Origin of the sequence: Flagellimonas meishanensis, assembly GCF_019880545.1 — a bacterium.
GTDB classification, from domain to species: domain Bacteria; phylum Bacteroidota; class Bacteroidia; order Flavobacteriales; family Flavobacteriaceae; genus Flagellimonas; species Flagellimonas meishanensis.
In genome coordinates this window covers 59532-79853 of the sequence record NZ_JAINVW010000002.1, presented here as the reverse complement: position 1 = coordinate 79853, position 20322 = coordinate 59532, and the positions used below count along the sequence as shown (strand labels likewise).

The 20322-nt window shown below is 45.0% G+C and carries 20 protein-coding genes; 11 read left to right on the top strand and 9 right to left on the bottom strand.

Annotation, left to right across the window (positions count from 1 at the left end; translation table 11 throughout):
• The first annotated feature begins 51 nt into the window (after nt 1–51).
• From K7G75_RS06935 to K7G75_RS06915, 5 genes are all read left to right on the top strand, one after another.
• Nucleotides 52–1842, top strand: a complete 1791-nt coding sequence (locus K7G75_RS06935; protein WP_222983531.1) for a hypothetical protein — start codon at nt 52–54, stop codon at nt 1840–1842.
• A 1-nt stretch (nt 1843) separates the two neighbouring features.
• Nucleotides 1844–3013: a gliding motility-associated C-terminal domain-containing protein gene (locus tag K7G75_RS06930; RefSeq protein WP_262420276.1), complete on the top strand. Its 1170-nt coding sequence runs from the start codon at nt 1844–1846 to the stop codon at nt 3011–3013.
• Between the two features lie 73 nt (nt 3014–3086).
• Entirely contained in the window at nt 3087–3821 is a 735-nt protein-coding gene (locus K7G75_RS06925; RefSeq protein WP_222983530.1) for a M15 family metallopeptidase, read from the top strand.
• 41 nt (nt 3822–3862) lie between these two features.
• Nucleotides 3863–4627 (top strand): M48 family metalloprotease, encoded by a 765-nt coding sequence (locus K7G75_RS06920; RefSeq protein ID WP_222983529.1) that lies wholly within the window; start codon nt 3863–3865, stop codon nt 4625–4627.
• A gap of 114 nt (nt 4628–4741) precedes the next feature.
• Nucleotides 4742–4909 carry a DUF6747 family protein gene (locus tag K7G75_RS06915; protein ID WP_222983528.1) on the top strand — a complete coding sequence of 56 codons (168 nt, stop codon included), beginning with the start codon at nt 4742–4744 and terminating at the stop codon, nt 4907–4909.
• A 101-nt stretch (nt 4910–5010) separates the two neighbouring features.
• Here K7G75_RS06915 and K7G75_RS06910 read toward each other — a convergent pair whose 3' ends face one another.
• Nucleotides 5011–5397 (bottom strand): ankyrin repeat domain-containing protein, encoded by a 387-nt coding sequence (locus K7G75_RS06910; RefSeq protein WP_222983527.1) that lies wholly within the window; start codon nt 5395–5397, stop codon nt 5011–5013.
• Nucleotides 5398–5604: 207 nt separating this feature from the next.
• Here K7G75_RS06910 and gpmI point away from each other — a divergent pair, with 207 nt between their 5' ends.
• The 5 genes from gpmI to K7G75_RS06885 are packed head-to-tail and all read left to right on the top strand — an operon-like array spanning nt 5605 to nt 11343.
• Nucleotides 5605–7122, top strand: coding sequence for a 2,3-bisphosphoglycerate-independent phosphoglycerate mutase (gene gpmI / locus K7G75_RS06905; protein ID WP_222983526.1), 1518 nt, complete (start codon nt 5605–5607; stop codon nt 7120–7122).
• Nucleotides 7123–7131: 9 nt separating this feature from the next.
• Entirely contained in the window at nt 7132–9261 is a 2130-nt protein-coding gene (locus K7G75_RS06900; protein ID WP_222983525.1) for a glycoside hydrolase family 97 protein, read from the top strand.
• Between the two features lie 52 nt (nt 9262–9313).
• Nucleotides 9314–10132 carry a type I methionyl aminopeptidase gene (gene map, locus K7G75_RS06895; protein WP_222983524.1) on the top strand — a complete coding sequence of 273 codons (819 nt, stop codon included), beginning with the start codon at nt 9314–9316 and terminating at the stop codon, nt 10130–10132.
• A 47-nt stretch (nt 10133–10179) separates the two neighbouring features.
• Nucleotides 10180–10554 (top strand): GxxExxY protein, encoded by a 375-nt coding sequence (locus tag K7G75_RS06890; RefSeq protein ID WP_222983523.1) that lies wholly within the window; start codon nt 10180–10182, stop codon nt 10552–10554.
• Nucleotides 10555–10578: 24 nt separating this feature from the next.
• Nucleotides 10579–11343, top strand: coding sequence for a class I SAM-dependent methyltransferase (locus K7G75_RS06885; RefSeq protein WP_222983522.1), 765 nt, complete (start codon nt 10579–10581; stop codon nt 11341–11343).
• Here K7G75_RS06885 and K7G75_RS06880 read toward each other — a convergent pair whose 3' ends face one another.
• The 8 genes from K7G75_RS06880 to K7G75_RS06845 form a co-directional block, all read right to left on the bottom strand.
• Entirely contained in the window at nt 11344–12345 is a 1002-nt protein-coding gene (locus K7G75_RS06880) for an FAD:protein FMN transferase (protein ID WP_222983521.1), read from the bottom strand. It abuts the gene before it with no gap.
• Nucleotides 12346–12705, bottom strand: coding sequence for a Na(+)-translocating NADH-quinone reductase subunit F (locus K7G75_RS06875; RefSeq protein WP_222983520.1), 360 nt, complete (start codon nt 12703–12705; stop codon nt 12346–12348).
• A gap of 116 nt (nt 12706–12821) precedes the next feature.
• Nucleotides 12822–14129 (bottom strand): NADH:ubiquinone reductase (Na(+)-transporting) subunit F, encoded by a 1308-nt coding sequence (gene nqrF / locus K7G75_RS06870; protein WP_417950403.1) that lies wholly within the window; start codon nt 14127–14129, stop codon nt 12822–12824.
• A gap of 2 nt (nt 14130–14131) precedes the next feature.
• Complete coding sequence (nqrE, locus tag K7G75_RS06865) at nt 14132–14872, bottom strand: NADH:ubiquinone reductase (Na(+)-transporting) subunit E (protein ID WP_222983518.1); 741 nt, start codon at nt 14870–14872, stop codon at nt 14132–14134.
• A gap of 10 nt (nt 14873–14882) precedes the next feature.
• On the bottom strand, nt 14883–15530 hold the full coding sequence (locus K7G75_RS06860) for an NADH:ubiquinone reductase (Na(+)-transporting) subunit D (RefSeq protein WP_222983517.1): 648 nt from the start codon (nt 15528–15530) through the stop codon (nt 14883–14885).
• Between the two features lies 1 nt (nt 15531).
• Entirely contained in the window at nt 15532–16284 is a 753-nt protein-coding gene (locus tag K7G75_RS06855; RefSeq protein WP_222983516.1) for a Na(+)-translocating NADH-quinone reductase subunit C, read from the bottom strand.
• Nucleotides 16284–17549 carry an NADH:ubiquinone reductase (Na(+)-transporting) subunit B gene (locus K7G75_RS06850; protein WP_222983515.1) on the bottom strand — a complete coding sequence of 422 codons (1266 nt, stop codon included), beginning with the start codon at nt 17547–17549 and terminating at the stop codon, nt 16284–16286. The genes K7G75_RS06855 and K7G75_RS06850 overlap by 1 nt, the downstream gene beginning before the upstream one ends.
• A gap of 1 nt (nt 17550) precedes the next feature.
• Nucleotides 17551–18903 carry a Na(+)-translocating NADH-quinone reductase subunit A gene (locus K7G75_RS06845; RefSeq protein ID WP_222983514.1) on the bottom strand — a complete coding sequence of 451 codons (1353 nt, stop codon included), beginning with the start codon at nt 18901–18903 and terminating at the stop codon, nt 17551–17553.
• A 151-nt stretch (nt 18904–19054) separates the two neighbouring features.
• Here K7G75_RS06845 and K7G75_RS06840 point away from each other — a divergent pair, with 151 nt between their 5' ends.
• Nucleotides 19055–20299: a type IX secretion system plug protein gene (locus tag K7G75_RS06840; RefSeq protein WP_262420275.1), complete on the top strand. Its 1245-nt coding sequence runs from the start codon at nt 19055–19057 to the stop codon at nt 20297–20299.
• Nucleotides 20300–20322: the final 23 nt, after the last annotated feature.

Sequence of the window (20322 nt, the reverse complement as noted above, 5' to 3'; positions counted from 1 at the left end):
CATAATCTTAGTTTTGCCCCTACGTTTGTAAAACCTCAAATAACAAACACCGTGAAAACCCGACTCAGCTTTTTGATCATTGCCCTACTTGTGATCAACACCCTTACCGCACAGATTAAGATTGGAGACAATCCACAAAACATCCATCCGGCCTCCGTGCTGGAGTTGGAAAGTCCCTCGAGGGTATTGGTGATCACCAGGGTCACCAGCGCACAAATGAACACAATTACCCCTTTACGTGGTGCATTGGTATACAACACCGATGAGGATTGTGTCCATTATTATGATGGAAGCGAATGGATCAACATTTGCGAAGCATTCGACAACTCCTTTACGGTGAGCACCAATGCCGTTTTCAATGCATTTTCACGGGACAGCACCGTGGTAGTAACACAAACGGACACCAACTATAATTTTGAGGTGAACCAGATTACGGGAGATAACATCGTGGACACTTCCATAAACGGGGCGAACGAAATACAACAGGGGTCCATTACCGGACTCCAGATCTCAAATGCAACGATTACTTTTAATAAGCTGGCCGACGGCGGCAATACCGGGGACCTATTGCGATGGAACGGCGCTCAGTGGGTATTGGAAAATGAAGGGGTCATAAACATCACCGAAAAGGACAGTGTTATTGGGAACGAAGTTTTGGATGCAAGACCTGGAGGGGCTTTGGAACGATTTGGTATGGGGGTCGAAGGCAATCCCTTTACCTTGGACGTCAGGGTAGGCGGTATTGAAAATAATGATTTGGCAGCCGATGCCGTGACCACAGATAAAATCTTCAATGGAACGATCATCAATGAGGATATTGCGGATAACGCCATTACTTCGGAAAAAATATTGGATGGTGAAGTGGATACCCAGGATATTGCGGACCAGGCCATAACCATCATTAAAATGGGGGTTGGTTCCGTAGGAACCAATCAAATTGTTGATGATGCGGTGACACGGATCAAACTGGAAAACGGAGTAAATGTAGGAGACCTAATGCGATGGGATGGAACCAATTGGGTTTTGGTTAATGAAACAGCACTGAATATTACCGAGAATGACGGAGACCCAAATAATGAAATTCAAAACCTCAACATAGGTCCGGGGGGAACGGCGAACCAAAGCGTCGAGGTCGCCATCTCGGGGGGTACCAGTGCACTAGTCGACATACGCGATGAAGACTCCGACCCCGCAAACGAGAACCAGACCGTATCCGCGGGAACAGGAATAAACGTGGCACAAACGGGACAGGATTTCCAAGTGACCAACGCGGCACCTGACCAGATCGTGACTCTTGCGGATGGCGGAGGAGGAAATGTTACAGTCGGCGGGACCTATCCCAACTTCACCATAGATATCCCAAACAACACCGACAGCCAGAACCTGAGCATAGGTCCGGGGGGAACGGCGAACCAAAGCGTCGAGGTCGCCATCTCGGGGGGTACCAGTGCACTAGTCGACATACGCGATGAAGACTCCGACCCCGCAAACGAGAACCAGACCGTATCCGCGGGAACAGGAATAAACGTGGCACAAACGGGACAGGATTTTACAGTAGCAGTTACAAATCCCGTAATTGCAATGGGTAGGGTGATAGGTGGAATCGGCTCATCGGTAGGCTCAAACGTTGTGGATAATACTGGTGGATCATATACTGTAAATATCACCACGGTTCCAGCCCCTACTAACTATGTGGTTCAGTTGACCATTAATAGTGCAGCTGGAAATGTAAGGACCATTCAGGTTACCAGTCAATTGGCATCATCATTTGATATTCAGATTTACGATGGCACTGGTGCTACTGCGGACTCAGATTGGTACTATACGGTAATCTCCTTTTAGATTGAAAAACCTCCTTTCCATACCATTCCTTTTCCTTGTCTTGGTCGTCCATGCCCAAAACGGCCTTTATAATGGCAGTGGTGCCATCCGTATCCATGCCAATGGCACTATGGGGTTTCATACCAACTTGATCAATGAGGCGGCTTTTGACCAAAACCAGGGCTTGGTCGGTTTTTATGGTAGCAGTGTATTGCAGGTATTGGGCGGTACCGTGGCCTCGTTCAACGATGTTGAGGTGATGGCTCCCGGAAGTGTAATCCTGCAAAACTCCCTAAGGATCCAGAACAACATGAACTTTATCGATGGGGACATCATAAGTTTCAAAGGAAATCGGGCCATTTTTCTAAACTTTGGCGACACTGGTTTTTTTACCGGAGAGAACAACGCTTCCAAGGTTACGGGCTTTGCGGCGATAATGAATCAAGATTTCTTTTCGTTCCCGGTGGGCGACATAGACCAACTGCGCCCCTTGCTGTTGGAATCCGAAGGTGCCCCATCCATGGCATTGTGTGCCTATTTTTTTGAAGATCCTTCCGACCCTCCTTCACTGAACCAGGCATTCAATGTTTTTGAAAAGGCCCGTGAAATCGGTACGGTCACCAGTCGAGAATTTTGGGTCGTGGAAGGCGATGTGCCTGCAAGGGCCACCATCAGTTGGAATGGGCGAAGTGCGCTGGGGGGCATCCCCAATGTTACCTTCGAGTCCATTATTGCCGTTGGATGGAGCAAAGCGTCCAACAGATGGGAGGTCATTGGAAATTTTGCTCAAAGTGGCGACGTAAACCAAGGTTTTTTGACCACGCAGACCTTTACTCCCAACGATTTTGCCGCCATAACCTTTGCCACGGTGCCCCTTCCCACCGATACCTTTGCCGTGAACAATCCCACACTCGGCAATTATTTTTTAAGTCCCAATGGCGATGGCATCAACGATTTTTTGGTCATTGACGGTATGTTGGATTCCCCTAACAACAACATCCAGATCTATAACCGATTTGGGCAAAAGGTATATGAAAGGGACAACTATGTGGATGAATTTTCAGGCGTCACCAACACGGGAAGTTTTATCATGAGCCAAGATATTGGCCTTCCTGAGGGAGTTTACTACTATCTGGTAAACTTAATTGACTTGGAACTACAGTACACGGGCTTCGTCTTTTTGGACCGATGATTTCCATCCAACCCATAGCTCCAAACCCTATTTACTAAAAAATACTTCTTAACTTGGGCCTAAAATCAATTCCATGAAAAGAAGGATGTTCCTCCAAAAAACCTCCCTATCGGGATTGGCCTGTTCCTTACCTCCCTTTTTATCCCTAACAGATCCATCGGACTTTTCCGTAGAGGAATTGATGGGCAAGGCTGATATTGAATTGTATGGAGAGGGCATCAACCTTCGTAAAGAGGCCTACGAATCTTTTTTGGAAATGAAAAAAGCGGCCTATTCCGATGGTTTTGATATTAAGATGATATCCAGTTATCGCAATTTTTATAGGCAGGAGGGCATTTGGGAACGCAAATACCTTCGATTTACCGATGAGCAGGGCATGGCTCCCATGGAAGCCATTGATAAAATAATAGAATACTCCACCATTCCAGGGACCAGTAGACACCATTGGGGTACGGATATCGATATCGTGGACGGCAATCCCAAAGTTTCTGGGGATGTGTTGGTCCCCGAGAAATTTGAAAGCGGAGGACCCTTTGAAGGTTTCAAACAGTGGTTGGATGAACATTCCGAAGCCTTTGGATTTTATTTGGTCTATACGGACGAACCCCGGCGTAGGGGATTTAAATATGAGCCCTGGCACTACAGTTATGCACCACTTTCCATTCCCATGCTAACGGCATATCGCAAGCTCAACGTCTTAAAATTGATGCAAAAAGAGGATTTTTTAGGTTGTGAACACTTCACCACTGGGTTTATGAAAACCTATATCCAGGACAATATTTTGGACATCAACCCGGCACTATTATAGCCCTTTTTTGTATCTTGGATTAGCCTAGAACAATTATCGCCATGAGAAGAGGAAGTTGGAAAATCCGTATTCTGATAGGACTTGCCATAGTCGCTTTTGCATTCGTCCAGCGCTGCAACAATCAGGAGGAAAACCCCTATACGGGAAGGGTGCAGAATATCAACATGACCACGGAACAGGAGATTGCCATTGGGTTGCAGAGTGCACCGCAAATGGCACAGCAGCATGGTGGGCTATATCCAGATGAGCGTTTGCAGGCCTTTGTGGATGCCGTTGGGCAAAAATTGGTCAAGAACAGCATAGCCAGGGAAACGCCGTACCAATATGACTTCCACCTTTTGGCAGACGATAGAACCATCAACGCTTTTGCCTTGCCGGGAGGGCAGTGCTTTATTACCTACGCCCTATTCTCACAATTGAACGAGGCCCAATTGGCCGGAGTGCTGGGGCACGAAATTGGGCATGTCATCGGACGACATTCGGCGGAACGCATTGCCGAGAGCAATTTTTGGCAGACCTTGGCCACCGGAGCGTCCGTGGGAGGCGACATGGGTAGTCTTGTAAGTGGTATAGGCCAAAACACGTTGCTCAAGAATGGTAGGGGCGACGAGTTGGAAAGTGATGAACTCGGTGTACTCTTTATGATCCAGTCTGGGTACGATCCCTATGAAATGATCAGGGTAATGGAAATACTAAAAACGGCTGCGGGACCAAATCGCGTCCCAGAATTTCAAAGCACCCATCCAGACCCTGAAAACCGTATTGAAAAAATTAAGGAGGCCATCCAAAAATATTCAGGTCGATAGATTCGGCACGTTTATCGATTAAAACCCATAATTCGTCAGATTTGACTAACTTTGGGAAACCTCAAATCCTTACCATTCCCTTTTTCCCATTTGTGCTGTGCAACACGAGAACTTATGGGAACACTATTACACTTTAAAAATCTGTATACGGAAGCATTTGACGATTGCAATCCAAGCTGGTTGGGCCTGGTCCTAAAGGGCTACTCCATTTTTTGCGCCGTTATGCTTTTGTTGGCTTTGTATGCCTTCTTTTATAGGGCATTTACCGGTTTCATTTTTTGAACCGCTTTGAAACACTCTTTTGCAAGAACACTTACGTAAATGAGCCAAAAGGCCCATCCGATTGGATGGGCCTTTTGTTTTTGAATGAATAAACTCCTTTTTTATTTCTTCATAGCTTGATTGATGACTTGCAAGGCTTCGGTTGCGTTGGACATTTCGGCATGCTGTTTTGCCAAATATCCCTTGCTACAACGCTTATTTAATTTAGCCCCATTTTCTATGAGCAATTCAAGAACTTCTGCCTGGTTATAGCGTGCGGCAAAGTGGATTGGAGCCATGCCCAAAGATCTGCGGTTTACATCTTCTCCAGCTTCAATAAGCTTTTTAACGGCCTCTACATCTCCCTGCATGACCGCTTTGCACAATGCATTGGGCTCAACGGAAAGAGTAGCAATTTCATTGGTCTCAAATAATTCGATTTCGGCGGCATTAACGCCAGTGACAACCAAAATACAGATGGCTGCCAAGGATAACATTGTTTTTCTCATGATGAATGATTTTTGATTATAGATTTCGTTTATATAAAGATAGACTGCCATTATAGCCAAGTGTTACAGCATTAACAGTTAAATAACCAAACTTTAACAACTTCACATTTTTCCTTACGGATTATTAACAAATCTTCAATCAGAAAACCGCCAAAAGACTAGGGGTTTGAGACAAATCGTCCTATTTTTGGACTACAACTTTAAAAGATGGACAAAAAAGTAATCCTCATGATCTTGGACGGTTGGGGCAAATCCCCGGACCCCAAGGTTTCAGCCATTGAACAGGCCAATACCCCTTTTATTGATTCACTTTATGGCCAGTATCCAAATGCCACATTGCTCACAGATGGCATGAACGTGGGATTGCCCGAAGGACAAATGGGCAACAGCGAGGTCGGTCACATGAATCTGGGTGCGGGACGAATCGTGTACCAAGATCTGGCTAAAATCAACAAGGCAGTGCAAGAAGACACGCTCAAAAAAGAGCCAGTCCTCAAAGAGGCTTTTTCACATGCCAAGTCCAATAACAAAGCTGTTCATTTTTTGGGACTTATTAGTGATGGCGGGGTTCATAGTCATATTGATCACCTAAAAGCGCTGATTCAAGCCGCTCAGGACAACGAAGTCGAAAAATCCTTTGTGCATGCCTTTACCGATGGCCGTGACGTTGACCCAAAAAGTGGAAAAGGTTTTTTAAAGGACATTGTGGACTTCTGTACCGATAAGAATACCAAACTGGCCACGGTGGTCGGTCGTTATTATGCTATGGACCGCGACAAACGCTGGGAACGGGTTAAATTGGCCTATGATGTGATGGTGAACGCCATCGGAAAAAAATCCAAGGATGTGGAAAAAGCCTTCCAAGAAAGCTACGACGAAGGCATCACGGACGAATTCATAAAACCACTGGTCATGACCGATGGCCAGGGAGAACCGTTGACAAAGATCAAGGAGGGAGATGTGGTCATCTTCTTCAATTTCAGGACCGATCGCGGAAGGGAACTCACCCAGGTCCTTAGTCAGCAAGATTTCCATGAGCAGAACATGCACAAGATGGACCTCTACTACGTTACCATGACCAATTATGATGACACCTTCAAAAATGTGAAGGTGGTATACGACAAAGAAAATATAAAAGATACCTTGGGCGAAATACTTTCCAAGCACCATAAAAAGCAAATACGGATAGCCGAAACCGAAAAGTATCCGCACGTTACCTTTTTCTTCAATGGCGGTCGGGAAGAACCCTTTGAGGGAGAAAAGCGCATTCTATGCCCCTCTCCCAAAGTGGCCACCTACGATTTGCAGCCAGAAATGAGCGCCTATGAAGTAAGGGACGCCATTATCCCCGAACTGGAAAAAGAAGAGGTGGACTTCGTTTGCCTCAACTTTGCAAATCCAGATATGGTTGGACACACCGGGGTAATGGAAGCGGCCATCAAAGCCTGCGAAACGGTGGATGAATGTGCCAAGGCCGTTATCACTGCCGGATTGGAACATGGCTATTCCACCATTGTAATTGCCGACCATGGTAACTGTGACACCATGATAAACCCTGATGGAAGCCCAAACACGGCCCATACCACCAATCCCGTTCCACTTATTTTGGTGGACAGGGACATCAAAAAAATAAAAGATGGCATTCTCGGCGATATTGCACCCACCATTTTAAAGCTAATGGGCGTACCGCAACCCAAGGTAATGACACAAAATTCTCTTGTTTAATTTCCACCAATGAAAAAATTGATCCTATATTTTCTATTCATATTGCCCTATTTGATCGTAGGTCAAGAATTGGCTTCGCCCAATGGCAAACTGCAAATGACATTCACCCTTGAAGCTGGGGTACCCACTTATCAATTATCCTTGGATGGCAAAGAAGTTGTAAAACCAAGCACGTTGGGTCTCGAACTAAAGGAAATGGAAAATCTTTTGGATGGCTTTTCCATAGTCGACACGGAAAAGAGCACTTATGATGAAACCTGGAACCCGGTTTGGGGGGAACAGGCCGAAATCAGGAATCACTACAACGAGCTTTTCGTCCAATTGAAACAAGATGCGACAGAGCGCTACGTCAACCTTCGTTTTAGGCTTTTTGATGAAGGGCTGGGCTTTAGGTACGAATTTCCGGAACAGGAAAACCTGATTTATTTCGTCATTACCGAAGAAAGAACCCAATTTGCGATGACCGGTGACCATAAAGCCTTCTGGATTCCGGGCGATTATGATACCCAGGAATACGATTACATCACATCCAAGCTCTCGGAGATTTCCAGTTTGATGGCAGGGGCCATCACTCCGAATGCCTCGCAAACCCCATTTTCAAAAACAGGGGTCCAAACCGCCCTGATGATGAAGACCGATGATGGCACCTATATCAACATTCATGAAGCTGCCTTGGTGGAGTATTCGTGCATGCATTTGGAGCTGGATGAGGAAAATTTCGTGTTTGAATCCCATTTAACCCCTGATGCTGTTGGGAACAAAGGGTACATGCAAGCCCCTCGAAATACGCCTTGGCGTACCATAATGGCCAGTAAAAATGCAGGGGATATTCTGACGTCTACCATTACTTTGAATTTAAACGAACCCTGCGCTTATGAAGATACTTCTTGGATTACGCCTGTTAAATACATCGGTGTTTGGTGGGAAATGATTACGGGAAAAAGCAACTGGTCCTATGCAGATGTCCCAAGTGTGAAATTAGAGCATACCGATTTCAACAGCTTGACACCCAATGGCAAACATGCAGCCAATACGGAAAAGGTACAACGCTACATTGATTTTGCTGCCGCCCATGGATTTTCCCAAGTGTTGGTGGAAGGCTGGAACGTAGGATGGGAGGACTGGTTTGGAAAATCCAAGGATTATGTGTTCGATTTCCTGACCCCATATCCCGATTTTGATGTTGAGGGACTTCGAGATTATGCTGCCGAAAAAGGTGTACGTCTGATGATGCACCATGAAACTTCAGGCGCTGTTAGAAATTACGAACGCCATATGGATGCCGCTTACCAATTTATGGTGGATAACAACTATAATTCGGTAAAGAGTGGATACGTGGGGGATATTATTCCCCGAGGTGAGTACCATTATGGGCAATGGCTGGTAAACCACTATCTGTACGCCGTTAAGAAAGCAGCAGAGTATAAGATCATGGTAAACGCCCATGAGGCGGTAAGACCCACAGGACTGTCCCGCACTTATCCCAACCTTATCGGAAATGAGTCCGCAAGAGGAACGGAATATGAAGCCTTTGGTGGAAGCAATCCGGACCATACCACGATTCTCCCTTTTACCAGACTTATTGGAGGCCCCATGGATTATACGCCGGGTATTTTTGAACAGGATATGAGCAAACTCAGTTCAAATAACAAATCTTGGGTCAATACCACCATCGCAAGGCAATTGGCCCTATATGTTACCATGTACAGCCCCTTGCAAATGGCCGCAGATTTACCTAAACATTATGAAAAACATATGGATGCTTTTCAATTCATTAAGGATGTTGGTATTGACTGGGAAAAAAGTTTGGTACTGGAAGCCGAACCTGGGGATTTTGTCACCTACGCCCGCAAGGAAAAAGGGACCAGCAATTGGTTTGTGGGGAGGACCAATGATGAGCAACCTAGAACCTCAAACATTTCTTTTGATTTTCTGGATGCTGGGAAAGAATACGTGATGACCTTGTATGGTGATGCCAAGGATGCACATTATAAAAATAATCCCAAGGCATATCAAATCAAAAAATTCCGGGTCAACAACAAATCAAAGTTAAGCCAGTATTGTGCTCCGGGTGGAGGATATGCTATCAGCATCATGGAAGCCGACAAAAAAGGGGCAAAAGGCCTAAAGCGGTTATGACGACACCATGAAGTGCCCTCTGTTTTTATGAAATCAATGTATCTTTGCGTCCATGATAAAAATAAAGACATCGGAAGAACTTGAACTGATGCGCGAGAGTGCATTGGTAGTCTCCCGTACCTTGGGTATGTTGGCAACTGAAATTAAACCGGGAGCCAATCCATTGAAACTGGATAAAATGGCCGAGGAGTTCATTAGGGAACAGGGCGCCGAACCAGGCTTTTTGGGCATGTACGATTTTCCAAATACACTCAATTGGAGCCCAAATGCCCAAGTGGTGCATGGTATACCGAACAATGAGCCGTTGCAGGAAGGGGATATTGTTTCTGTGGACTGTGGAGCGGTGAAAAATGGATTCTATGGGGACCATGCCTATACGTTTGAAGTGGGCGAAGTAGCTGAAGAAACTAAAAAACTGCTTCGGGTGACCAAGGAATCGCTTTATGTTGGAATTCGCCAGTTTAAAGAAGGAAATCGTGTAGGCGATGTAGGCTATGCCATCCAAAAACATTGTGAGGACCATGGGTATGGTGTGGTGCGGGAGTTAGTGGGACATGGCCTTGGAAGGGAATTGCACGAAGATCCCCAAATGCCCAACTACGGAAAGCGTGGGCGCGGTAAGAAATTTGTCAATGGAATGGTAGTGGCCATAGAACCTATGATAAATATGGGAACTCGGCGAATCAAACAACTCAAGGACGGATGGACCATTTTGACTGCCGACGGTAAACCCAGTGCGCATTTCGAACATGATGTTGCCCTGATTGATGGAAAGCCTGAACTTTTGTCCACGTTCCAATATATCTATGATGCCCTTGGGATTACAAGCCATGAAGAAGATGAGTTTAGAATTAAAAAATTCGTGTTGTAGATGATAAGATTCTTCTATGACACATATTTCACTAATTACACTAATAAATGTCCCAAATCATTTTTAAAAATGAGTCCTACTTTGTTATAGGTTTATGCATGGATATCCATAATGAGTTAGGAAAAGGTTTCAGTGAGGCGGTTTATAGCGAAGCGTTGGAAATTGAGTTAAAAGAGAATGGGGTTCCATACCAAAAGGAAGTCAAGTTCGAAATCGTCTACAAAGAAAAAACGCTAAAGCATCATTACTATGCTGATTTTTTGGTGGACAACAAAATCATCCTGGAGCTTAAAGCCGTAGAGAAACTTAATAGTAGTCATGTAAAACAAACCTTGAACTATTTGGCAGCATCCAAAATACAACTAGGTATAATAATTAATTTTGGGGAGGATAGTCTTAGCTATAAAAGAGTATTGCTTTAAAATTTGTGATAATTAGAGCCATTCGTGTCAAAACTTTTTAGGTACTTCCTGAATTTAATTCCAAGACCCTTACTCATTCGATTGAGCTATTGGGTACGACCGATAATCGCTTTTTGGTTAAAAGGGAATCGATTTACGGATCCTATCGATGGAAAAAGCTTCAGAAAATTTTTGCCCTACGGGTATGAAAACCCACGGGAAAATGTACTTTCTCCCTCCACCCTGTCGTTGGAAAGGCATCGTCTTTTATGGTTATATCTGAAAAATGAAACGGATTTTTTCAACAAGAAACTGAAAGTGCTTCATTTTGCACCCGAGCAGGCCTTTTATTCCAGATTTAAAAAGTTGAAGAACATCGACTATATCACTACAGATCTTAATTCGCCCTTGGCAGACGTGAAGGCGGATATCTGCAATCTTCCCTTCCCTGATGATACCTTCGATGTAATCCTGTGCAACCATGTCCTGGAACATATTCCTGATGATGGTCGTGCCATGCGGGAGCTATATCGGGTCATGAAACCTGCAGGATGGGGTATTTTTCAGATTCCTCAAGACTTGGATAGAAAAGAAACCTTTGAGGATGATTCCATTACCGACAAAAAGGAACGTGCCCGTATTTTTGGCCAATACGACCATGTACGTATTTATGGGAGGGATTATTTTGACAAATTGAGGTCGGCCGGATTCACGGTAGAAGAGGTGCTGTACACAGAAAAACTATCACAAAATGATATCGAGAGGTACCGATTGGCGCAGAGAGAAATCATTCCGCTCGTAAAAAAATAGTCATTGCACGATCAGTTCGGCAAATCCCTGGGTCATAAATTCTTGGGTATTTCCCTCATCATCCAAATAAATAATGTAGGCCTCCAGTTGGCCCTGCTCCTTCAAAACCATTTTGGAATCCTCCAAATCCATTGCCATGAATGCCGTGGCAAATGCATCTGCCTGTGCACAATTTGGCGCTACAACACTGGTTGCCAGCACATGGGAATTTTTTGTGTACCCAGTTTTGGGATCAATGGTGTGCACAAACTTTTCACCCGTTTCTGTGTCTATCCTAAATTTTCTGTAGTTCCCTGAAGAAGCCATGGCCCTATCCTCCAAGGAAACAATCAATTTTAGCTGCCGACCCGTTTCCACCTGTGGATCATCTATGCCAACGGTCCATTTCTTATCCGAAACCACGTTGGTGCCCTTGGCCAGGATTTCCCCCCCAACTTCCACCAGATAGTTTTTGATTCCTTTGGTGTCCAACAGGGCGCCCAAACGATCTATGGCATAGCCTTTGGCAACTGCATTGAAGTCAAAACGGATGCCCGGATGGTTCTTTTGGATGGTTCTGTCACCCATCAACCTAACCTTCTCCCAACCCACATATTTTAAAAGACTGTCCACTTTAAGGCTGTCCAAATTCATTGGTTCCCCTGGTCCAAAGCCCCAAGCATTGGCCAAAACACCTACTGTAGGGTCAAAATAGCCATTGGAAGCTCCATGCACCTGGGTGGAAACCTCAAATACCTCTTGGAACATATGATCAACGACCACTGTTGAATCCCCATCATTTATCCGGGAAATATCGGAAGTGGGGATGTACGTGGAAAGGGATTGGTTCAACACCTGGAGTACAGAGTCAATCTCCCGTTGAAAATCCAAAGGGCCGTCAGCCATATAGATAATGGAATATGTGGTACCCAGGGCATTGCCCCGATTTTGGTTTTTAACCCATGAGGTAGTACAGCCCAAAAACAAAATTGTGCAAGCAAGAATGGCCAGCTTCGTTTTCATCTAAATCTCAATTAGTCCTTGATAGTCAACAATATACTCTTCATTCAAGTAGACGGGCAGGTTTTGGTCGGCTGCATTGGAAAGTCCAACCCCTACGAAGTAGGTCCTGGCCTCAAATTTCAGGGCATGGTCCTTTACCTTTTGCATCAAGGATTCGTCGTACTCCCTGGGATCATTGGGAAATTCCACATTCCGAACAACGATGAAGTGGAGCACTTTTTCCTTGAGGCAGACGTATTGCGGGTTCTTTTTTAGTTTGCTGTTGATGGCCATAAATTCAAAACCATCGGATTCCAGTTCCCTCCCCACGATATTCATGGCCAGATTATGTAATTCCTGTTCAGATAGTTCCCTTCCCATACCACAATGATAAAAAAACCGATGCAGTGCTATTACATCGGTTTGGTTTTTTAATGACCTCTGGACTGCCCTCCTGTCCAACGGCAGGCGCTCGAGGTGATAAATTTTTAAACTAATTACCCTCCAAAATCATCGAATCTGATATTCTCATCGGGAATACCAAAATCCTCACCCATTTTCTGAACTGCCTTGTTCATCAAGGGTGGGCCACAGAAATAAAGTTCGATGTCCTCCGGTGATTCATGGTGATTAAGGTAATTGTCGATGACACAATTGTGGATGAATCCAACAAAGCCATCACCTTCCTCATCATTTATATCTTTCTTTACTTTCCAATTATCCTCTTCCAGAGGCTCTGAAAGTGCCATATAGAACTTGAAATTTGGAAAGTCATTCTCCAACTGTTTAAAATGGTCGATGTAGAACAATTCCCTCTTGGAACGTCCCCCGTACCAGTAGGTCACTTTTCTGTTCGTTTTCAAGGTCTTGAACAAGTGATACAGGTGCGAACGCATTGGTGCCATTCCAGCTCCCCCACCTACATAAAGCATTTCAGAATCGGACTCATTGATGAAGAATTCACCAAAAGGTCCTGATATCGTTACCTTATCGCCAGGTTTTAGGGAGAAAATGTACGAGGAAGCAATACCGGGATTTACATCCATCCATCCATTTTTGGAACGATCCCATGGTGGTGTGGCAATACGTACATTCAACATGATTTCCCTTCCCTCAGCCGGGTATGAGGCCATAGAATAGGCGCGCTCCACCGTTTCAGGATTTTTCATGACCAACGGCCACAGATTAAACTTATCCCATTCGGCCTGGAACTTATCCGGCGTCTCATGTTCTTCCGGGTGCGCTGTAATGTCGATATCAGCGTATTTTATCTCGCAGGGTGGAATTTCAATCTGGATATAGCCCCCAGCCTTGTAGTTCATATCCTCTGGGATTTCCACCACAAATTCCTTAATGAAAGAGGCCACATTGAAGTTACGTACCACGGTCCCTTCCCATTTCTTGATACCGAAAACCTCTTCAGGGATGGTAATTTCCATGTTCTGTTTCACCTTCACCTGGCAAGCCAATCGTGCCCCTTCTTGAAGCTCTTTTTTGGAAAAGTGCGGTGTTTCCGTCGGCAGGGCCTCCCCTCCACCGGAAAGTACATGGCACTCGCACTGAATACAGGTTCCGCCACCACCACAAGCTGATGGCAAAAATATTTTCTGGTTCCCCAAAGTGGACAAAAGTGAACTGCCCGATGCCACTTCCACTTGTTTTTCACCATTTATGGTGATGGTAACCGGTCCCGATGGGGACAATTTCTCCTTGGTGAACAACAACAAGGCCACCAACATCAGCAACAAGATGAGAAACGCTACAATGGTAATTAAAATGGTACCTCCAGTACTTGCTAATATCATCATTACTTATTTACAACTTCGTTATATGAGACCGTGTTTTCTTCCTCAACAATCTCTTTTTTGATTTCTTTTTCCTCTTCGGTTTTGGCCGTGGTGGTCTGTGTTGGTTCCGGTGGTTCGTTGTCCCCGGTCAACATGCCCCCAAAGCTTTGGAACCCAATCCCCATCAACCCTGTGATGATGAAAGTGATTCCAAGTCCCCTAAGTGGTGCGGGTACGTTGGAATACCTGATTTTTTCCCGGATGGCGGCTATTGCCAGAATGGCCAGGAACCATCCAATCCCAGAGCTAATTCCGTAGTTGAAGGCCAATCCCAGGTTAGGAATCTCACGGGTCTGCATGAAAAGGGATCCCCCTAAAATGGCACAGTTAACCGCAATCAACGGCAAAAAGATACCCAGTGAATTATAGAGTGCGGGTGAAAACTTCTCCACCACGATTTCAACCAATTGAACCATGGTCGCTATGGTAGCAATGAACAGGATGAAGGAAAGGAAACCAAGGTCATACTCAGCATATTCCGGTCCCAACCAAGCCAGTGCCCCGTCTTGCAAAAGATATTGGTCCAACAACCAGTTCAATGGCACCGTAACACCCAGGACAAAGATTACCGCGGCACCCAGACCCACCGCAGTGGAGACCTTCTTGGAAACCGCCAAATAGGAACACATGCCCAAAAAGACAGCAAAAACCATGTTGTCTATAAAAATCGACTTGAAAAAAAGTTCTAAATGCTCTAACATAGCTTCCTATTTATGCTTCTTCGATTAAGGCCCTGTTCCTGGACCGTTGTACCCAAATAATAATTCCCACTACAATCAAGGCCGCAGGAGGAATGATCATGAATCCGTTATTTTCATAGCCCAAGGCATAAAGTCCGGTCTTGGCCACTGGGTCGCCCAACACCTGAATACCGAAAAGGGTCCCGGAACCCAATAGTTCCCTGAAAAATCCTACTATGATAAGTATCACACCATAACCCAGTGCGTTCCCGATACCATCCAAAAAGGATTTCCAAGGCCCGTTGCCAAGGGCAAAGGCCTCAAAACGCCCCATGATGATACAGTTGGTAATAATCAGTCCCACAAAAACGGAAAGGGTCTTGCTCAATTCATAGGCAAAGGCTTTCAGCACTTGGTCCACAATAATCACCAAGGTCGCCACGACCACCAATTGTACGATGATCCTAATTTTTGATGGGATGATGTTTCGCATCAAGGAGATGACAACGTTACCTACGCCCAACACAAAAATCACGGAAATGGCCATGACCACGGAAGCTTTTAGTTCCGCGGTGATTGCCAGGGCAGAACATATTCCCAACACTTGAATGGTTATGGGGTTATTGTCCGCCAATGGGTCTAAAATCAGATTTGCATCCTTTTTTGATAGCAGCGCCATATTATTTTGTTCTAATGGTTTCTAAATAAGGTCTATAAAGCTTCAGGCTTTCCTTGATCATGGCGGACACTCCATTTCCTGTAATGGTGGCCCCTGCGAGGGCATCCACTTCATTGTCCTCTTTGTTTTGGTTGAGGGGGTCGTTGTTTCCTTTTGCAACATCCACTCCAGCATAGCTGTTACCATCCAAAATCGACTCCCCTACAAAATCGTCCATGAAAAAACGTTGTTTGATGTTGGCGCCCAATCCGGGTGTTTCACTCTTGTGGTCAAAGTAGACGCCCTGCACCACCATATTGTCATCCACAGATATGAATCCCCAAATGGCATCCCAAAGTCCCTTACCGTACATGGGTATGATATAGAACTTTTCGCCTTCTTTCTCCCCTATGAACAAGGGTAGTTTGGCATTTTGCCCACTTTTCAGTGCATTCAACTGCTTTTTCATGTCAACAAGGTATGCCTCGTTGTCCTCAGCAGTATTTCCACTGGGATCTACCAATAATTGTTTGGTAATGTAATCGGAGAACACACTTTCCACTTCCGTGGTGGGAACAAAACTCACGTCTCCATCGCCTTCATTGCGGTTGATCCCCATGGCATAAAGAATGTTCTGCTGTTTTTCAAAACGTTCATTTTCGTCGATGCGGGCCTTGAGTCCGGTAGCCAGATAGGCCAAAAGTGACCCTACAACAATTACCATTATTGCTGCAAAGATTACGGTGTAGCTATTTTTATCTGTGTTTAGTGCCATTATTGTGCTGTTTCCGTTTTTAATGTATCAACCTCATCCGAAGCACTTGGATAGATGGTCGCTGTTTTCAATCGTTTCATTCTTCTGTTGACATTTCCTCGAACCACGTAGTGGTCAATGGTAGGTGCGAAAACGTTCATCAATAGGATGGCAAGGAACACACCCTCTGGGTAGCCTGGATTGAATACACGAATCATAACAGAAAGGAATCCGATCAAGAAACCGTAGATCCACTTTCCCCTATTGGTCTGGGAACCGGTAACCGGGTCCGTCGCCATGAAAACGATACCGAAAGCCAATCCTCCCACTATCAAATGTTGCCAGAAATCAAAGCTCATAAGGGTGTAAAACTTGCTATACTCTGGAATCCATCCGGCATCCACTATGCCATTGAAAATCAATCCCATGACCAAAGAACCGATTACGGCACTGACCATGATTCGCCAGGAGGCTATTTTGGAAAAAATCAAGAACAGGCCTCCCAAGAGAATCAAGAATGTAGATGTTTCCCCTACCGAGCCGGGAATGAATCCGTAGAACATTTCGGCCAAATCATATTTTTGGTAAAGTTCTCCTGTGTTCCCCTGGGCCAAATACCCCAATACGGTCTCACCAGAAATGGCATCCGCGGTTCCTGCCCTTTCAACAGCTCCGTGTACCCATACCTTGTCCCCACTCATCCAGGTTGGATAGGCGAAGAACAAAAAGGCGCGGATGGTCAAGGCTGGATTTAAAATATTCATTCCAGTTCCACCAAAGACTTCTTTGCCAATGACAACGCCGAAAGCGACCGCTACGGCCAACATCCAAAGCGGCGTGTCCACCGGAACAATTAGTGGGACCAACATTCCTGTGACCAAGTAGCCTTCTTCCACCTCGTGGCCCTTGATGACCGCGAACAAAAACTCAATGGCAAGACCCACTCCATAGGATACCACTACCAACGGAATCACGGTGATAAAGCCCAACCAAAAGTTTTCCCAGGTCAAAAAGTGCTCAAGCACAGAAAAGCTCTCCGGAAAGCCGTTTATGGCGGAATAATGCTGATATCCTGTATTGAACATACCAAACAACAAGCAAGGAACAAGGGCAAGGATCACTGTGTTCATGGTCCTTTTCAAATCGTCCGCCGCCCTAACATGTGACCCGGAATGTGTTGTTTCGTTGGGTGTAAAGAGAAAAGTATGGAGTGCATTGAATGCAGGGGCCATTTTTTTGCCCTGATACTTTACTTTAAGCTGATGTAATTTGTCTTTCATGCCCATATTATCCTAATTCTTTTTGCATTAGATCCAATCCTTCCCTGATTATCTGTTGGTGCGGTTGTTTTGAGATACAGACGAACTCGGTAAGCGAGAAATCCTCGGGTGCCACTTCGTACAGCCCCAATTGTTCCATTTCATCCAAGTCTTTTACCATACATGCCTTTAACAATTGTAAGGGATAAATATCCATTGGAAACACCTCTTCGTATAGACCAGTGACCACAAATGCCCTATGCTCGCCATTGGTATTGGTATCCAAATCGTACTTCTTTTTGGGCTGTAACCATGAAAAGGTCAATGCCCTTGTCGGGGATATCTTGTCAAAAACAGGTTTGTTCCATCCGAAAAACTCATAATCGTCCCCTTCCGGGATTGCTGTCACCGTGTTGTTGTAAAATCCAAGGAACCCTTCTGTGTTCGTGCGTGAACCTGTAAGCACATCACCGTTTATCAACCTGAATTTTTCTTCTTTTACGCCACTGGCATAAAGAAATGTGGATATCTCAGCTCCAATTTTGGTGATGTAGTATTTCGGATTCTTGATCACAGATCCAGCCAAGGCCACAATGCGCTCCGCATTGAATTTACCTGTCAACAATAGCTCGCCCAAGATGACCAAATCCTGTGGTGTGATGGTCCAAACGACCTCACCTTTGTTGATGGGATCTATTTTATTGATCTGGGTGCCCACCAATCCGGCCGGATGGGGTCCAGAAACTTTGTGAAGCTCTACGCCCTTCATTCGTTCCAATACAGAATCACCCTTTTTGCCCACCGAAACGTGAATTTTTCCCGGTGTGAACCGAGAAAGAGCTGTTACAGCAGCCTGCAATTCCTGTCGTTTGCCATCCAATACATAATCCAATTCCGCTGCCAAAGGAGCCGTGGTGTAACCGGAGATGAATATGGCTTTGGGTGTTGCATCGGGATCGGCAATAACATCGTAAGGACGCTGCTTTATAAAGGGCCATCCACCAGTTTGCAACAGATAGGTCTTCAACTCCTCTGCATCGGCGGTATCCAGGTCGGGCACTTTGTGGATCATGTAATCCTGCTCTTTGTCCGCCAAGATCTTCAATGTAAGGATGCGCCTTCTGGCACCACGTACAATCTCAACCAGCTCTCCACTAACGGGAGAAACAAAATGCATATCCTGCTTTGTCTTATCATAAAACAAGGGTTCCCCTGCTTTTACCTCTTCTCCCTCCTTGACCAACATTTTAGGTGTAATCCCGTGAAAATCGTTTAGGTTTAGGGCGTATGTGTTGCTAGAAACGGCTTTGGAAGTAGTCTGTTCTGCTGCCCCTACGAGATTGATGTTCAACCCCTTTTTAATCCGGATGTCTTTGGACATATTGTTGTAGACCTTTTGTTATCGAAATTGCCGCAAATTTAGCACTTAAAGGATTGTTTTCATAATTATTGTCCATTAAAATTGGAATTACATCGAGTCAAATTTTAAGGGCACACTTTTTGTTTACCTTTACCTCCAAATTTGGCCCTAAATGCGTTTTTTGATCAAACAAATGTGGTTGTTCTTTTTTGTTTCCGGCATTTTTGCCCAGGTACAGGAAGAGGTCAATCCCCCTACCCACATAAAGACGGTTATCTTTAAAGGACCGACGGAGGACCAGTTCCCGGTCGTAGAGTTGAGGGAGGCCATTACCCTAGAGTTCGATGACCTGACCGCCAGTGAACAGGACTACTACTACAAAATTGTTCATTGCGATTATGATTGGACGCCATCTCAGCTTTTGAAGTCGCAATATTTGGTTGGCATGGACAACCAACGGATCATCAACTACGAAAACAGTTACAATACCCTACAGCCCTATTCCAATTATAGGTTGACCATCCCCAATGAAAATATCAGGTTGAAAGTGAGCGGGAACTATGTGCTGGAGATTTACAATTATTACGGAGAACTTCAGTTCTCACGGCGTTTTGTGGTCTATCGAAATTTGGTCACGGTCGGTGGTGCGGTCAGAAGATCACGTGATTTTGATTTCTTGAATGAGAAACAGGTGGTACAGTTCAATATAAATACTGCAGCATTTCCGGTCATAAATCCAAAAAAGGAAATCAAGGTGGCCATCTTACAAAACCATTTTTGGCCCACCGCCCTTTACGACATTCAGCCACAGTTTACCATTGGCACAGAATTGGTTTACCGCTACGACCAGGAGACAAGTTTTTATGGCGGGAACGAATTTTTGAACTTTGACACCAAGGACCTGCGGTCCCCTACATTCGCAATTTCCAAAATTGAGTTCAAGGACTTGTACCATCATTATCTGTTTCCAAACCAATACCGATACGACCAGCCCTATACCTATTTTCCCGATATAAATGGCGATTTTGTAGTGCGGACCTTGCAAGGAGAGGATGTTTCGCGGGAGGCCGAATATTCCCAGGTGCATTTTGGCCTACCTTATTCCAACGAAATTGGTCTGGACAATGTGTACGTCATCGGAAAATTCAACAACTATGATTTGGGCGAGGAAAACAAAATGGCATTTAATCCCGAAAGCGGAAACTTTGAACTCAGCCTTCCCATAAAGCAAGGTTTTTACAATTATAAGTACGTAGTGGAGCGTTCCGATGGCACTGTGGACATGAATTATGTGAGCGGGAATTTCCATTTCACCGAAAACAATTACCTGATTTTGGTCTATTATCGGGATTTTGGTGAATTGTACGACAGTATCATCGGAATTGGATCGGTGAATTCCAGAAACATCAGCAATTAACTATATTTAAGGAAAATCTTATC

Coding starts and splice junctions, on each gene's coding strand:
- K7G75_RS06925 (WP_222983530.1), top strand. CDS start 3,087: ATGAAAAGAAGGATGTTCCTCCAAAAAACCTCCCTATCGGGATTGGCC.
- K7G75_RS06920 (WP_222983529.1), top strand. CDS start 3,863: ATGAGAAGAGGAAGTTGGAAAATCCGTATTCTGATAGGACTTGCCATA.
- K7G75_RS06915 (WP_222983528.1), top strand. CDS start 4,742: ATGGGAACACTATTACACTTTAAAAATCTGTATACGGAAGCATTTGAC.
- K7G75_RS06910 (WP_222983527.1), bottom strand. CDS start 5,397: ATGAGAAAAACAATGTTATCCTTGGCAGCCATCTGTATTTTGGTTGTC.
- gpmI (WP_222983526.1), top strand. CDS start 5,605: ATGGACAAAAAAGTAATCCTCATGATCTTGGACGGTTGGGGCAAATCC.
- K7G75_RS06900 (WP_222983525.1), top strand. CDS start 7,132: ATGAAAAAATTGATCCTATATTTTCTATTCATATTGCCCTATTTGATC.
- map (WP_222983524.1), top strand. CDS start 9,314: ATGATAAAAATAAAGACATCGGAAGAACTTGAACTGATGCGCGAGAGT.
- K7G75_RS06890 (WP_222983523.1), top strand. CDS start 10,180: ATGTCCCAAATCATTTTTAAAAATGAGTCCTACTTTGTTATAGGTTTA.
- K7G75_RS06880 (WP_222983521.1), bottom strand. CDS start 12,345: ATGAAAACGAAGCTGGCCATTCTTGCTTGCACAATTTTGTTTTTGGGC.
- K7G75_RS06875 (WP_222983520.1), bottom strand. CDS start 12,705: ATGGGAAGGGAACTATCTGAACAGGAATTACATAATCTGGCCATGAAT.
- nqrF (WP_417950403.1), bottom strand. CDS start 14,129: ATGATATTAGCAAGTACTGGAGGTACCATTTTAATTACCATTGTAGCG.
- nqrE (WP_222983518.1), bottom strand. CDS start 14,872: ATGTTAGAGCATTTAGAACTTTTTTTCAAGTCGATTTTTATAGACAAC.
- K7G75_RS06860 (WP_222983517.1), bottom strand. CDS start 15,530: ATGGCGCTGCTATCAAAAAAGGATGCAAATCTGATTTTAGACCCATTG.
- K7G75_RS06855 (WP_222983516.1), bottom strand. CDS start 16,284: ATGGCACTAAACACAGATAAAAATAGCTACACCGTAATCTTTGCAGCA.
- K7G75_RS06850 (WP_222983515.1), bottom strand. CDS start 17,549: ATGGGCATGAAAGACAAATTACATCAGCTTAAAGTAAAGTATCAGGGC.
- K7G75_RS06845 (WP_222983514.1), bottom strand. CDS start 18,903: ATGTCCAAAGACATCCGGATTAAAAAGGGGTTGAACATCAATCTCGTA.
- K7G75_RS06840 (WP_262420275.1), top strand. CDS start 19,055: ATGCGTTTTTTGATCAAACAAATGTGGTTGTTCTTTTTTGTTTCCGGC.